The sequence below is a fragment of the Streptococcus cristatus genome (genome assembly GCF_003944225.1).
GTDB lineage: Bacteria > Bacillota > Bacilli > Lactobacillales > Streptococcaceae > Streptococcus > Streptococcus cristatus_K.
The window spans coordinates 1-13,782 of sequence record NZ_RJPN01000008.1; the positions used below are offsets into that span (position 1 = coordinate 1).

13 protein-coding genes and 11 tRNA genes are annotated in these 13,782 nt (G+C 44.2%); 23 read left to right on the forward strand and 1 reads right to left on the reverse strand.

Features of this window, described 5'->3' with window-relative positions; translation table 11 throughout:
* The first annotated feature begins 1 nt into the window (after position 1).
* The 19 genes from D8797_RS07790 (at position 2) to D8797_RS07880 (ending at position 8,243) form a co-directional block, all read left to right on the forward strand.
* Positions 2 to 62, forward strand: a tRNA-Gly gene (locus tag D8797_RS07790).
* Positions 63 to 70: 8 nt separating this feature from the next.
* A tRNA-Leu gene (locus D8797_RS07795) sits at positions 71 to 156 on the forward strand.
* 18 nt (positions 157 to 174) lie between these two features.
* Positions 175 to 248 (forward strand) — tRNA-Arg (locus D8797_RS07800).
* A 57-nt stretch (positions 249 to 305) separates the two neighbouring features.
* Positions 306 to 379: transfer RNA gene (locus D8797_RS07805), tRNA-Arg, on the forward strand.
* 42 nt (positions 380 to 421) lie between these two features.
* A tRNA-Pro gene (locus D8797_RS07810) sits at positions 422 to 495 on the forward strand.
* Between the two features lie 5 nt (positions 496 to 500).
* Positions 501 to 574: transfer RNA gene (locus tag D8797_RS07815), tRNA-Met, on the forward strand.
* A 13-nt stretch (positions 575 to 587) separates the two neighbouring features.
* Positions 588 to 661 (forward strand) — tRNA-Ile (locus tag D8797_RS07820).
* 13 nt (positions 662 to 674) lie between these two features.
* A tRNA-Ser gene (locus tag D8797_RS07825) sits at positions 675 to 764 on the forward strand.
* Positions 765 to 777: 13 nt separating this feature from the next.
* Positions 778 to 851: transfer RNA gene (locus tag D8797_RS07830), tRNA-Met, on the forward strand.
* Between the two features lie 9 nt (positions 852 to 860).
* Positions 861 to 950: transfer RNA gene (locus D8797_RS07835), tRNA-Phe, on the forward strand.
* A gap of 11 nt (positions 951 to 961) precedes the next feature.
* Positions 962 to 1,049: transfer RNA gene (locus D8797_RS07840), tRNA-Ser, on the forward strand.
* A 166-nt stretch (positions 1,050 to 1,215) separates the two neighbouring features.
* Positions 1,216 to 2,031 carry a rod shape-determining protein MreC gene (gene mreC, locus D8797_RS07845; RefSeq protein ID WP_125380036.1) on the forward strand — a complete coding sequence of 272 codons (816 nt, stop codon included), beginning with the start codon at positions 1,216 to 1,218 and terminating at the stop codon, positions 2,029 to 2,031.
* Position 2,032: 1 nt separating this feature from the next.
* Positions 2,033 to 2,533, forward strand: coding sequence for a rod shape-determining protein MreD (mreD, locus tag D8797_RS07850; protein WP_125380038.1), 501 nt, complete (start codon positions 2,033 to 2,035; stop codon positions 2,531 to 2,533).
* Positions 2,534 to 2,631: 98 nt separating this feature from the next.
* The gene (gene pcsB, locus D8797_RS07855; protein WP_125380040.1) at positions 2,632 to 3,831 is read left to right on the forward strand and encodes a peptidoglycan hydrolase PcsB; all 1,200 of its coding nucleotides are present in this window, start codon (positions 2,632 to 2,634) and stop codon (positions 3,829 to 3,831) included.
* Positions 3,832 to 3,966: 135 nt separating this feature from the next.
* Entirely contained in the window at positions 3,967 to 4,932 is a 966-nt protein-coding gene (locus D8797_RS07860) for a ribose-phosphate diphosphokinase (protein ID WP_061909808.1), read from the forward strand.
* A gap of 124 nt (positions 4,933 to 5,056) precedes the next feature.
* Positions 5,057 to 6,229 carry a pyridoxal phosphate-dependent aminotransferase gene (locus D8797_RS07865; RefSeq protein ID WP_125380042.1) on the forward strand — a complete coding sequence of 391 codons (1,173 nt, stop codon included), beginning with the start codon at positions 5,057 to 5,059 and terminating at the stop codon, positions 6,227 to 6,229.
* Complete coding sequence (gene recO / locus D8797_RS07870) at positions 6,222 to 7,019, forward strand: DNA repair protein RecO (protein ID WP_125380044.1); 798 nt, start codon at positions 6,222 to 6,224, stop codon at positions 7,017 to 7,019. The genes D8797_RS07865 and recO overlap by 8 nt, the downstream gene beginning before the upstream one ends.
* Positions 7,000 to 8,004, forward strand: a complete 1,005-nt coding sequence (gene plsX, locus D8797_RS07875) for a phosphate acyltransferase PlsX (protein WP_125380046.1) — start codon at positions 7,000 to 7,002, stop codon at positions 8,002 to 8,004. The genes recO and plsX overlap by 20 nt, the downstream gene beginning before the upstream one ends.
* Positions 8,001 to 8,243, forward strand: coding sequence for an acyl carrier protein (locus D8797_RS07880; RefSeq protein ID WP_005591354.1), 243 nt, complete (start codon positions 8,001 to 8,003; stop codon positions 8,241 to 8,243). The genes plsX and D8797_RS07880 overlap by 4 nt, the downstream gene beginning before the upstream one ends.
* A gap of 65 nt (positions 8,244 to 8,308) precedes the next feature.
* On the opposite strand, the gene D8797_RS07885 is transcribed toward D8797_RS07880, so the two are convergent.
* Positions 8,309 to 10,255, reverse strand: a complete 1,947-nt coding sequence (locus tag D8797_RS07885) for a GBS Bsp-like repeat-containing protein (RefSeq protein WP_125380048.1) — start codon at positions 10,253 to 10,255, stop codon at positions 8,309 to 8,311.
* A 376-nt stretch (positions 10,256 to 10,631) separates the two neighbouring features.
* Between D8797_RS07885 and purD the strand changes: the two genes are divergently transcribed.
* The 4 genes from purD (at position 10,632) to purK (ending at position 13,701) form a co-directional block, all read left to right on the forward strand.
* Positions 10,632 to 11,894: a phosphoribosylamine--glycine ligase gene (purD, locus tag D8797_RS07890; protein ID WP_125380050.1), complete on the forward strand. Its 1,263-nt coding sequence runs from the start codon at positions 10,632 to 10,634 to the stop codon at positions 11,892 to 11,894.
* Positions 11,895 to 11,987: 93 nt separating this feature from the next.
* Positions 11,988 to 12,104, forward strand: coding sequence for a phosphoribosylaminoimidazole carboxylase (locus tag D8797_RS10560; protein ID WP_080553372.1), 117 nt, complete (start codon positions 11,988 to 11,990; stop codon positions 12,102 to 12,104).
* Between the two features lie 27 nt (positions 12,105 to 12,131).
* Positions 12,132 to 12,623: a 5-(carboxyamino)imidazole ribonucleotide mutase gene (gene purE / locus D8797_RS07900; protein WP_125380052.1), complete on the forward strand. Its 492-nt coding sequence runs from the start codon at positions 12,132 to 12,134 to the stop codon at positions 12,621 to 12,623.
* Entirely contained in the window at positions 12,610 to 13,701 is a 1,092-nt protein-coding gene (gene purK, locus D8797_RS07905; protein ID WP_125380054.1) for a 5-(carboxyamino)imidazole ribonucleotide synthase, read from the forward strand. Before purE ends, purK begins: the two co-directional genes overlap by 14 nt.
* The last annotated feature ends 81 nt before the right edge of the window (positions 13,702 to 13,782 follow it).

Here is a 13,782-nt window from a genome sequence, read left to right on the forward strand (position 1 = left end):
TAGTTCAGTGGTAGAACACCACCTTGCCAAGGTGGGGGTCGCGGGTTCGAATCCCGTCGTTCGCTTTGAGGCCGGGGTGGCGGAACTGGCAGACGCACAGGACTTAAAATCCTGCGATTGGTAACGATCGTACCGGTTCGATTCCGGTCCTCGGCATAGCGGATATGCGACAGGGCACCCTTAGCTCAACTGGATAGAGTACCTGACTACGAATCAGGCGGTTAGAGGTTCGACTCCTCTAGGGTGCATAAGAAAGTTTTGACTTTTTTATGTGTTTTTGTTATAATTGATTATCGTGATATAGAGCACCCTTAGCTCAACTGGATAGAGTACCTGACTACGAATCAGGCGGTTAGAGGTTCGACTCCTCTAGGGTGCATGAAGGGAAACGAGGTCATATGACTCCGTTTTTACTTATGATCGGGAAGTAGCTCAGCTTGGTAGAGTACTTGGTTTGGGACCAAGGTGTCGCAGGTTCGAATCCTGTCTTCCCGATATCTGGCGGTGTAGCTCAGCTGGCTAGAGCGTCCGGTTCATACCCGGGAGGTCGGGGGTTCGATCCCCTTCGCCGCTATAACGATCTTGTTGGACCTTTAGCTCAGCTGGTTAGAGCTCTCGGCTCATAACCGAGTGGTCGTAGGTTCAAGTCCTACAAGGTCCATATTAAATATCTTGGAGGATTACCCAAGTCCGGCTGAAGGGAACGGTCTTGAAAACCGTCAGGCGTGTAAAAGCGTGCGTGGGTTCGAATCCCACATCCTCCTTAGATTAGAATATCGCGGGATGGAGCAGCTAGGTAGCTCGTCGGGCTCATAACCCGAAGGTCGTAGGTTCAAATCCTGCTCCCGCAATTTGGCTCGGTAGCTCAGTTGGTAGAGCAATGGATTGAAGCTCCATGTGTCGGCGGTTCGATTCCGTCTCGGTCGGTGGTTCGAGTCCACTCGTGCCCATTAAGTATATTGGAGAATTACTCAAGAGGCTGAAGAGGACGGTTTGCTAAATCGTTAGGTCGGGTAACTGGCGCGGGGGTTCGAATCCCCCATTCTCCGTAAATGAGGGAGTTTAGCATTTGCTATCTCCTTTTCTTGTTTTATAATGTTTTTATTTTGTAGAATTGTTTTTTATTGTTTATTTGAACTCGGTTAGTTGAATTGTTATAGTCTGATCTGGATTCATATAAGCATTTTTTAGGATTTATTGGTTGCGGAGATTGGAATGAATAAATTAAAGATGTCTAAATTTTTGATTTCTATTTTGCTATTGGGAATTGTTATGATAAGCTTGATGCTTTCCCCTCTTTCACCATGGATTGTTTCTGTGACTGGTGATTTTTTGTCCAGTGTTGATCGGGTAGTTGCTATTCCTTTTAACTATTTTGCTAAGGAAAAGAAAAAGGTTGTTCAGTTAATAGAGACCTATCAAGAAAATGAGACACTAAAAGAAACAATTTACAATCTTGAAGAGAAGGCAAATAATTCTGATGCCTTAAAATTGGAGAATGAGGAGTTGCGTTCCCTATTAGAATTACGAAATAATGATCAAAGTGCTGTCAAGATTGCTGCAGAGGTTATTTCTCGCTCTCCATCTACTTGGAAGAATGAACTAACTCTTGATAAGGGGCAGTCTAGCGATGTGACAACCTCTATGTTGGCTATTTCTAATGGTGGTTTGATCGGAGCGGTTACTAGTGTTTCTGATTCTTCCAGTGTCGTTAGTCTACTGACAAATGAAAAGAATGATAGTTCTATTGCAATTAAAATTAAGACAAAAACTGGTTTTGCCTATGGCATCATTGTTGGTTTTGACACTGAAAAGTCAGCTTTTATCGTCAGCCAGCTAAATACGGTGGATGGAATTGAAGAAGGGGCAACTGTGACGACAAGTGGTCTCGGCTCTTATAATGCTGAGAATGTCTTGGTTGGTCAAGTTTTATCAATGTCAGCTGATAAGGACCAATTAAACAAAGAAGTTTTGGTGAAGCCTGCTGCTGATTTATCTGATATTCAAGCGGTTCTGTTGGTGAGAAATTAGTATGAAAATTCTAAGAGGAACTTTTTTTACAGCTTTGTTTCTATTTCTGATCTTCTTCACTGATGGTCAATTATCAAGAAGTCTTGTAGATCTTTTTGCTGAGAAGTGGCATCCGGCAAGTCATATTTTATTGTTCTTTACTGTTTTCTTATTTTTAAACTTTTCAAAGGAATATATTTTTTTCCTCTTCTTTACTTTAGGGCTTTTTTACGATGTTTATTATCTACATGTGATTGGGCTTTTTACTTTTATCTTGCCTCTACTGACAGTTGTCATCTATCATTTTCTGTCTGTATTTTTGCTAAATCGTTGGACACGCGTTTTAGCAATCATTACGATTGTCTTCTTTTTTGAAATGATTAGCTTTGCTTCTGCATCATTCTTGCACTTAGCGAGCTTTACATTCCCTGATTTTATTATCTATGCTTTGGTGCCGACTTTAGTATTTAATGCCTTTCTTTTCCTATTGTTACAGCCTTTGTTTGAAAAAGTCTATTTATGATGATTTAGAAATAGAAATGTAACGAATGCGTAATATATAGCCAGAATTTTTTTGATATACTATATAATGTCTTAGTAAGAAGGAGTGTTAATATTTTTATGAAGAAAAAGCTACTTACATCAGTTTTATTGAGTGCGGTGATCCTTTCTCAAGGTGCTGCGCTAGTTAATGTTAAAGCTGATAGTACAGATGATAAAATTGCAGCTCAAAATAGTAAAATTGACAGTTTAACAAATCAACAAAAAGCGGCACAAGCACAAGTTGATGAAATTCAAAAACAAGTTTCAGCTATTCAAAAGCAACAAGAAGTGCTTCAAGCAGAAAATGAAAAATTGAATGCTGAATCTACGAAACTTACTGCTGAAATTGAAGAGTTATCAAAGAATATTGTTGCTCGTAATGAGTCTCTTGCAAACCAAGCGCGTAGTGCTCAAACAAATGGTACGGCAACAAGCTATATCAACACAATCATCAACTCTGCTTCAATCACTGAAGCTATCTCTCGTGTAGCAGCGATGAGCGAAATCGTTTCGGCTAACAACAAAATGCTGGAACAACAAAAAGAAGATAAAGAAAAAATTGCTGAAAAACAAGTTGCTAATAATGAAGCTATCAATACAGTCATTGCAAACCAACAAAAACTTGCAGACGATGCACAAGCGTTGACAACTAAGCAGGCTGAACTCAAGGTTGCTCAACTGAACCTTGCAGCTGAAAAAGCAACTGCTGAAAATGAAAAAAATAGTCTCTTAGAGCAAAAAGCAGCAGCTGAAAAAGCAGCAGCTGAGGCAGCGGCGGCAGAAGCAGCATATAAGAACCAGCAACAAGCGCAACAACAAGTAATCCTTGCTTCAGGAAATACAAGCTTCGCAGCACAAGTTCAAGCTGTAAATAATACAGGTGGGACTCCTGCAGCAGAAGCAGCAGTTGCTACATCAGGAGTTGTTGCAACTCCATCTTATAGCCTTTCAGCATCAACTTATCCTGTTGGTCAATGTACTTGGGGTGCTAAGACTTTGGCACCATGGGCTGGCGACTACTGGGGTAACGGTGGCCAATGGGCAGCTAGTGCAGCAGCAGCAGGCTTCCGTACAGGATCACAACCACAAGTTGGAGCAATCGCATGTTGGAACGACGGTGGCTACGGACACGTTGCAGTTGTAACAGCAGTTCAATCTGCTAACAACATTCAAGTATCAGAAGCAAACTATGCTGGTAACCAATCACTCGGTAATCACCGTGGATGGTTTGACCCAACAAATGCACAAGGATACGTAACATACATCTATCCAAACTAATGAAATATGAAGGAGAACGACTTTTCGTTCTCCCTTTTATTTTTTATTGAAAAATTGCTGGAAAAGCGTTACAATGGTAGATAGGACAAATGCAATTGGTTACAATAAAAGACGATTTAGAATCTGGAGGGAATCATGTCTTTTTCTGATTTAAAGCTCTTTGCTCTTTCTTCTAATCAAGAATTAGCGCAGCGTGTTGCAAAGGAGATTGGGATGCCGCTTGGGAAATCAACGGTTCGTCAATTTTCTGACGGGGAAATTCAAGTAAACATCGAAGAATCGATCCGTGGTAAGCACGTTTTTATCTTGCAGTCAACTAGCTCACCTGTCAATGACAATCTAATGGAAATTTTGATCATGGTGGATGCCTTGAAGCGGGCTAGTGCGGAGTCTATCAACGTAGTGATGCCTTACTATGGCTATGCTAGACAAGATCGAAAAGCTCGTGCTCGTGAGCCAATTACATCTAAATTAGTGGCTAACCTAATGGAGATTGCTGGGGTAGATCGCCTATTGACCATTGATTTGCATGCTGCTCAGATCCAAGGTTTCTTTGACATTCCTGTCGACCATTTGATGGGAGCGCCTTTGATTGCTGATTATTTTGAGCGTCGGGGCATGGTTGGTAGCGACTATGTGGTTGTCAGTCCAGACCATGGTGGTGTCAGCCGCGCTCGTAAGTTGGCTGAATTTCTCAAGACTTCGATTGCGATTATCGACAAACGTCGCAGCGTTGATAAGATGAATACCAGTGAAGTCATGAATATCATTGGTAAGGTGGAAGGTAAGACCTGTATTCTGATAGATGATATGATTGATACAGCGGGAACTATTTGTCATGCGGCAGACGCTTTGGCAGCGTCCGGTGCTGTGGAAGTCTATGCGAGCTGTACTCACCCAGTCTTGTCAGGGCCAGCTATGGAAAATATCCAAAAATCCGCTATCAAAAAACTTGTGGTTTTAGATACCATCTATCTTTCAGAGGACAGATTAATCGATAAGATTGAGCAGATTTCTATCGCTCATCTCTTGGCAGAAGCCATCGTTCGAATCCATGAAAAACGTCCACTTTCGCCCCTTTTTGAAAGACATAATATATAAGGATTGTGGAGTATTAGAGATTTAGCAACTTGCTAAATCTCTTTCTTATTCCTATTTGTAATAAAATTTTGCTGTAGTACTGCATTTATAGTATAATAGTTCTATTAGATTATCGGAGGCGGCTATGGATTTGACTAAGAAGTTTAATAAGAATTTAGATAAAATTGAAGTGTCTCTGATTCGTCAGTTTGACCAGTCCATTTCTACGATTCCAGGTGTTCTGCGGCTGACCTTGGGGGAGCCGGACTTTCCGACACCGGATCATATTAAGGAGGCGGCCAAGGCAGCTATTGATGCCAATCAGAGCCACTATACAGGGATGAGCGGGCTTTTGGAGCTGCGGCAGGCTGCGGCTGACTTTGTCAAGGAGAAGTACAATCTGAACTATCGTCCAGAAGATGAAGTCTTAGTCACTATTGGGGCAACTGAGGCCCTATCTGCGACTCTGACGGCTATTCTGGAGGAGGGCGACAAGGTCTTGCTACCAGCACCAGCTTATCCAGGCTATGAGCCGATTGTGAATTTGGTTGGGGCGGAGATTGTCGAGATTGATACGACAGAAAACGACTTTGTTTTGACTCCTGAAATGCTGGAGCAGGCTATCTTGGCGCAAGGAGACAAGCTAAAGGCGGTTATTCTCAACTATCCGGCCAATCCAACTGGTGTGACTTATTCTAGGGCGCAGATCGAGGCTTTGGCAGCTGTATTGAGCAAGTATGAAGTTTTTGTCGTCTGCGATGAGGTTTACTCTGAGTTGACTTATACGGAGCAGGGGCACGTTTCACTGGCGGAATATTTGCCTGAGCAGACCATCGTCATCAATGGCTTGTCCAAGTCTCATGCTATGACGGGCTGGCGACTAGGCTTTATCTTTGCTCCTGCTGCTTTTACGGCTCAATTGATCAAGAGCCATCAGTATCTGGTGACGGCAGCTAACACCATGGCTCAATATGCAGCTATTGAAGCTTTGACGGCTGGTAAGGATGATGCTCAACCCATGAAGGCGGAATACGTTCAGCGGCGGGATTATATTATCGAACAGATGACGGAGCTGGGTTATCAGATTATCAAGCCAGACGGTGCTTTCTATATTTTTGCCAAGATTCCAGCAGGCTACAACCAAGATTCTTTTGCCTTTTTGCGGGATTTTGCTGAGAAGAAGGCTGTGGCCTTTATCCCAGGAGCGGCCTTCGGCCAGTACGGAGAGGGCTATATCCGTCTGTCTTATGCAGCTAGTATGGAAACCATCAAGGAAGCTCTAAAACGGCTCAAGGAGTACATGGAAGAGCATGCTTAGACCGTTAACGAGCAAGAGTTTGATTCTCTATAATCGGAATTTCCGGGAAGATGATAAGCTGATCAAGATCTTTACGGAACAGGCTGGCAAGCGAATGTTTTTCGTGAAACATGCTGGAAAATCTAAGCTGGCACCAGTCATTCAGCCTCTGACTGCGGCAGAACTCTTGATGAAAATCAATGACGATGGGCTCAGCTATATCGAAGATTACCAAGCTGTGGAAAGTTACGGGCAAATCAAGGGCGATCTCTTTGTCATGGCTTATGCCAGCTATGTGGCGGCTCTAGCAGATGCTAGTATTCAGGACAATCAACCAGATCCAGCCCTCTTTGCTTTTTTGCAAAAGACACTGGATTTGATGAATCAAGGGCTGGATTATGAGGTTTTGACAAATATTTTTGAAATTCAGATTTTATCTCGCTTCGGGGTTTCTCTGAATTTCCATGACTGTGTTTTTTGCCATCGGACAGGTCTGCCTTTTGATTTTTCCTTTCAATATGGCGGGGTGCTCTGCCCAGAGCATTATCACAAGGATGCTCATCGCAGTCATCTTAATCCCAATATTCCTTTTTTGCTCAATCAGTTTCAGGCGGTTCAGTTTAGTGAGCTGGAGACGATTTCGCTTAAGCCAGAAATCAAGCGACAGATCAGGGACTTTATAGATCAAGTTTATGATGAATACGTGGGTATTCATCTCAAATCAAAGAAATTTATCGACTCTCTGGGCGACTGGGGCAGTATTTTACAAGACAAACATGAGGAAGAACAGCATGAAAAAAATAGCTATTGATGCCATGGGCGGAGACAATGCCCCTCAGGCTTTGGTCGAAGGTGCTAATCAGGCTCTGAGAGACTTCTCGGATATTGAGCTTGTTCTCTATGGGGATGAGGCCAAGATTAAACCTCTGTTGACAGCAACAGAGCGCGTCAGCATCGTTCATACGGATGAAAAGATTGATTCGGATGATGAGCCGACCAAGGCCATTCGCAAGAAGAAGCAGGCTAGCATGGTTTTGGCAGCTAAGGCAGTCAAGGATGGGGAAGCAGATGCAGTCCTGTCTGCTGGTAATACGGGAGCGCTTTTGGCGGCGGGCTTCTTTATCGTCGGACGGATCAAAAATATTGACCGACCAGGGCTTTTATCCACTTTACCGACTGTGGATGGTCGAGGTTTTGATATGTTGGATCTGGGGGCAAATGCTGAAAATACCCCTCACCATCTGCATCAATATGCTATCCTAGGTTCTTTTTATGCGGAAAATGTTCGTGGCATTAAGCGGCCACGGGTTGGTTTGCTTAATAATGGTACTGAGGCCAGCAAGGGAGATCCTCTGCGTAAGGAAACCTATGCATTGTTGTCAGCGGATGACAAACTAAATTTCATCGGCAATGTGGAGGCGCGTGACCTTATGGATGGAGTGGCAGATGTTGTCGTAGCAGATGGCTTTACGGGCAATGCTGTGCTCAAATCTATCGAAGGAACTGCCATTAGCATCCTAGGCCAGCTCAAAAAGGCTGTGCTAGGCGGTGGTCTCAAGGCTAAGCTAGGAGCTTTGTTGCTCAAAGACAGCCTACAGGAAATGCGCAAGAGTCTGGACTATTCCAGTGCCGGTGGGGCCGTTCTCTTTGGTCTTAAGGCGCCAGTGGTCAAGACACACGGTTCAAGCGATGCCAAGGCTGTTTATAGCACCATTCGTCAGATCCGAACCATGCTGGAGACAGATGTTGTCGGAAAATCTGTGGTGGAATTTTCAAAAGAGGTGGATACAGAATGAATCAAGAACAAATTTTTCAAAAAGTAACAGAAATTATCCAAGAACGTCAAGGAAAGGACTTTGTTGTCCAGCCAACTTTGGGCTTAAAAGATGATTTAGGCGCTGATTCTGTTGACTTAATGGAATTCATCCTGACTTTAGAGGATGAGTTTGCGATTGAAATTTCAGATGAAGATGTTGATCGCTTTGAAAATGTCGCAGATATTGTTGCCTATTTGGAAAAGAAACTAGCGAAGTAAGAAATCGGCTTCGATTTGAACAGATGAAAAACCTTGGTTGATAAAGCCAAGGTTTTTTAGTAAATTTATTTTGGATAAATATAGCTGACAGCTCCTTGACCAGCGGCGTAGGGATTGAACCAGCCACGGAAGTTGCCAATGTACTGTTTGCCTGCATAGTTAGATTCTTTGATTTGGATGCGGGTGTTGGATTCGACATGGGTGACAACACCGACATGCCCATAACCACCATCGGTCCAGCAGATGATGGCTCCGACTTGTGGTGTGCTTCCTGTTCGGAAACCAGCTGCGCGTGCGCTAGCTGCCCATTGGCCACCGTTGCCCCAGTAAGGACCAGCCCAAGGAGCCAGTACTTTTGCTCCCCAAGTACACTGACCATGAGGATAAGAGGAGGCTCCCGCATAATCAGGGGTGTAGAGGGTTGGCTCAGGCGTAGTTGGTTTATCAACCTGATAGCTGGTGCCTGTAAGTCCAGTCATCTGACCATTGAGATTGCGGTAAACATGTGTATGGAAAAGTCCATTTCCAGCATGCTGTTGCGTATTGATGGTAAATTTATACAAGCCATTGCCCACTTTGTTAGCAGTGTACCATTTGATGTCATCTTGGCCGTTGACCTCTGACCAAGTTGGTAGAGAAATGGTTCCTGGTCCGAAAGCATCGGAAACGGTCACTTCGTAATTGTAGGTAGAAATTTTATTGACAGAGACCTTGGCTTTGATATTTTCAGCAGAGAGGGTGACGCTGTCTGTCGCATAGCTATGCTCGCTACCATCTTTGTACTTAACGTAGATATGATTGGTGTAGCTTCCAGATAAGGCTTGGTGGTTGCGGATATTGAATTGTGCAGTAAAAGTCCCATCTCCATTGTTACTCGCGTCATACCACTTGATATTGCTTTGATTCTGGGTACTCCAAATAGGGACGCGGACGGATTGAATTGGCTTAGATGCTGCAGTTTCAGAGACTTTTACAGTGTAGGTCCCCTCTTCCTGATTGATATTTTCAACAGAGAAAAGCGGTTTTTGCTCTTCTGGGGAAGGCAGCTTTCCGACATCTATCGTAGCAGTTGTTCCTGCTAATCCTGTAAATTCAGGCTTGACATAGCTTTCTCCATAGAGATGGATATGGTAGGTTCCTGTATCGTAATTGTGTTTCTTCAGCTCGACTCTAACGCTATAACTGCCATCAGGATTTTTTCTTGCTTGATACCATTGTAAATCATCTTGCCCCTTATTTTCAGACCAGGTTGGGACATTGACCTTATACATGGATTCAGGAATATTTTTGATAAGGATTTCCATAATGCCGGGTTCAGGGAAGCTTGTCTGAATGATCGGATTAGGCTTTTCTAGATGGAAAGTGGTGCCCGATTGGTAAATCATTTTGCCATTTTTATTTTCATAAGTATCTACGAAATATTTTCCATAACCTTTGTGCTTAGAAAGTGTAAATTCGGTGATATCTTGTCCGGCATTATACCATTTTAAGTCATCTTGTCCGTTTTCATCAGACCAGACCGCATGTAAAATGCGAGAGTTTATCTGGTCTTTGTTACGCTTAAAGTGAATTTGACCAGTTTGTCCGACAATATTAGTAGAGACCTTAACCGCAGGTTTATTAACAGTGAAGGTCGTACCATTCAAGCCTATCATTTTACCGTTAATATTAATGTAAGTATGAACATGGAAGGTGCCATAGCCAGCGTGCTGCCGGAGGTCAATGGCTGTGCTAGATGTCTGAGGTGTGGTGTACCATTTCAAATCATCCTGCCCATTTTCGTCGGACCAGACTGCGTGGGAAATGGTGTAGGGAACCTGAGCTTTGGAGCGGGCGTAATGAATCTGCGCCGTATCCCCAGTGACATTGACGGTTACATTGCTGGCACGATCAGTGGGGCCTAGGACTTTGTTTCCAGCTTCAGTCGATGCAACAGCTTGAGCCGTGGAATGACTGGCAAATAGCCCAAGGACTGCTCCGGATAATAAAAATAGCTTCTGATATTTTTTCATAAATCTCCTTTGAATAAGTAATTTGGATGATTCCATTTAGATTATTCGGGAAAAAATATAAAAAAAGAAAAAATTTTAAAAGATAATGATAGTTGAATTTCTAATTTATTTTAGTTTTATGAAATTTTTGATATTTAAAATAAAAGTAATGAAATAGTCAAAATATCAAAAATAATATAGGTAGACTTTATTTGTCAGAGATGGATATCCCTAACAAAAATAGATTATTTCTCTTCTTTTCCTGCTTATCATGGAATAAAACGAACGATTATGATATAATTTAGATAAATAATTCGTAAAAATACGGTAGTTTTTACGTGATGTGTTAGCTTGGTGCGTAAGCACCTATGATATTGGACATTGAGGTATCTTAGCTATGAAGCTTTTAGTTGTTGGTTCGGGTGGTCGTGAGCATGCGATTGCCAAGAAGTTGTTGGAGTCTCAGGATGTGGAGCAAGTCTTTGTCGCACCTGGAAATGACGGTATGACCTTGGATGGGCTAGACTTGGTGAATATTGGAATTTCCGAACATTCTAAATTGATTGAGTTTGTAAAGGCCAACGATATTGCTTGGTCCTTTATCGGTCCGGATGATGCCCTGGCAGCTGGGATTGTAGATGATTTTAACCAAGCTGGGCTCAAGGCTTTTGGTCCGACCAAGGCTGCGGCTGAGCTGGAATGGTCCAAGGATTTCGCCAAGGAAATCATGGTTAAATACGGCGTTCCGACAGCAGCCTATGGTACATTTTCCGACTTTGAGGAAGCTAAAGCCTACATCGAAAGGCAGGGTGCTCCTATCGTCGTCAAGGCAGACGGCTTGGCGCTCGGGAAAGGTGTCGTCGTTGCTGAGACAGTTGAGCAGGCAGTCGAAGCAGCTCACGATATGCTTCTGGACAATAAATTTGGCGACTCAGGAGCGCGTGTGGTTATTGAGGAATTCCTTGAAGGGGAGGAGTTCTCCCTCTTTGCCTTTGTCAATGGCGATAAGTTTTACATCCTGCCGACGGCTCAGGATCACAAGAGGGCCTATGATGGCGACAAGGGTCCTAATACTGGTGGGATGGGTGCCTATGCGCCAGTCCCTCACTTGCCACAGAGTGTGGTTGACACAGCGGTTGACACTATTGTCAAGCCAGTCCTTGAGGGCATGATCAAGGAAGGTCGCCCGTATCTTGGTGTTCTTTATGCAGGGCTTATCTTGACAGCTGATGGACCTAAAGTCATTGAGTTCAACGCTCGATTTGGAGATCCTGAAACTCAGATTATCCTGCCCCGCCTGACATCTGACTTTGCGCAAAATATCACTGATATTTTGGAAGGTAAAGAGCCAGCTATCACTTGGACGGACAAGGGTGTGACTCTGGGTGTGGTTGTCGCGTCAAATGGCTATCCGCTAGATTATGAAAAGGGCGTTGAGTTGCCAGCCAAAACCGATGGTGACATCATCACCTATTATGCAGGGGCTAAGTTTGCGGAAAGTAGCAGAGCACTGCTCTCAAATGGCGGCCGTGTCTATATGCTAGTCACCACAGCCAACACTGTCAAAGAAGCCCAAGATACCATCTACCAAGAACTATCCCAACAAAAAACAGAAGGCCTCTTCTACCGAACAGATATTGGAAGCAAGGCGATTAGATAAAGATGTAAGAAAAAGCGACGTAGTCGCCAAATACGATAATGGTCGTTTGATTTGCGAGCGTTAGCGAGCTAATATAGAACAATCACCGCCGTTGTGAAAGAACGATTGGATGATAGGCTAATCGTTCAGGGAAATCGGAAGACCCTGGGCTTCCGATTTAGGCATGAGACACCTTTGGTGGCTGCTGTCGTCCCTCACAACCTAAGGTGATTGTTGAAAGGAAAGAAAAGAAAAATCATGACTAAACCAATTATTTCCATCATCATGGGTTCCAAATCCGACTGGGCCACCATGCAAAAAACCGCCGAAGTGCTAGACCGTTTCGGTGTAGCCTACGAAAAGAAAGTCGTCTCTGCCCACCGTACACCAGACCTCATGTTTCAGCATGCCGAAGAAGCCCGCAGTCGCGGCATCAAGGTCATCATTGCAGGTGCAGGTGGTGCCGCCCATTTGCCAGGAATGGTAGCGGCTAAAACCACTCTGCCAGTCATTGGCGTACCGGTCAAATCACGCGCGCTCAGTGGTCTGGACTCGCTTTATTCGATTGTGCAGATGCCGGGCGGTGTACCTGTGGCAACTATGGCTATTGGGGAAGCTGGTGCGACCAACGCTGCCCTGACTGCCCTTCGGATCTTGGCCATTGAGGACCAAGACTTGGCAACAGCGCTAGCGGATTTTGCTGAAGAACAAGGAAAAATCGCAGAGGAGTCTAGCAATGAGCTCATCTAAAACAATCGGAATCATCGGTGGCGGTCAGTTGGGACAGATGATGGCTATTTCTGCTATCTACATGGGGCACAAGGTCATTGCGCTGGATCCTGCGGCGGACTGTCCAGCCTCTCGCGTGGCGGAAATCATCGTGGCGTCTTATAATGATGTGGACGCCCTTCGTCAGCTGGCGGAACGTTGCGATGTCCTGACCTATGAATTTGAAAATGTCGATGCTGACGGTTTGGATGCCGTTATCAAGGATGGTCAGCTCCCTCAAGGGACGGACCTGCTCCGCATTTCTCAAAATCGTATTTTTGAAAAGGACTTTCTATCAAACAAGGCCCAAGTCACCGTTGCACCCTATAAAGTCGTGACTTCTAGCCAAGACTTGGCAGATATTGACCTGTCGAAAAACTATGTCCTCAAGACTGCGACAGGTGGCTACGACGGGCATGGACAAAAGGTTATTTGCTCGGAAGAAGATTTGGAAGAAGCCTATGCGCTAGCCGATTCAGCAGCTTGTGTCTTGGAAGAGTTCGTCAACTTTGACCTTGAAATTTCCGTCATCGTGTCAGGAAATGGCAAGGACGTGACGGTTTTCCCAGTTCAGGAAAATATCCACCGCAACAATATCCTGTCTAAGACCATTGTGCCAGCTCGCATTTCAGAAAGTCTGGCAGACAAGGCAAAAGCCATGGCGGTGCGAATCGCAGACCAGCTTAACTTATCTGGAACCCTCTGCGTGGAAATGTTTGCGACCGCTGATGATATCATCGTCAATGAGATTGCCCCACGGCCACACAACTCTGGACATTACTCTATCGAAGCCTGCGATTTCTCCCAGTTTGACACCCATATTCTCGGTGTTCTGGGAGCACCACTGCCAGCTATCCACCTGCATGCACCAGCTGTCATGCTCAACGTACTCGGCCAGCATGTCGACGCCGCTGAGAAATATGTCACAGAAAATCCAAGCGCCCACCTCCACATGTATGGTAAAATAGAAGCAAAACACAACCGCAAGATGGGGCATGTGACTTTGTTTAGTGATGAACCAGATAATGTGGTTGAGTTTGGGAAAGGATATATATTTTAATAGGTATAAAATATGATAACGTTTATTAGAAAAAATTTGAAACAGCTCCTTATCATCTCGGGAATAATATTGCTTTCATCT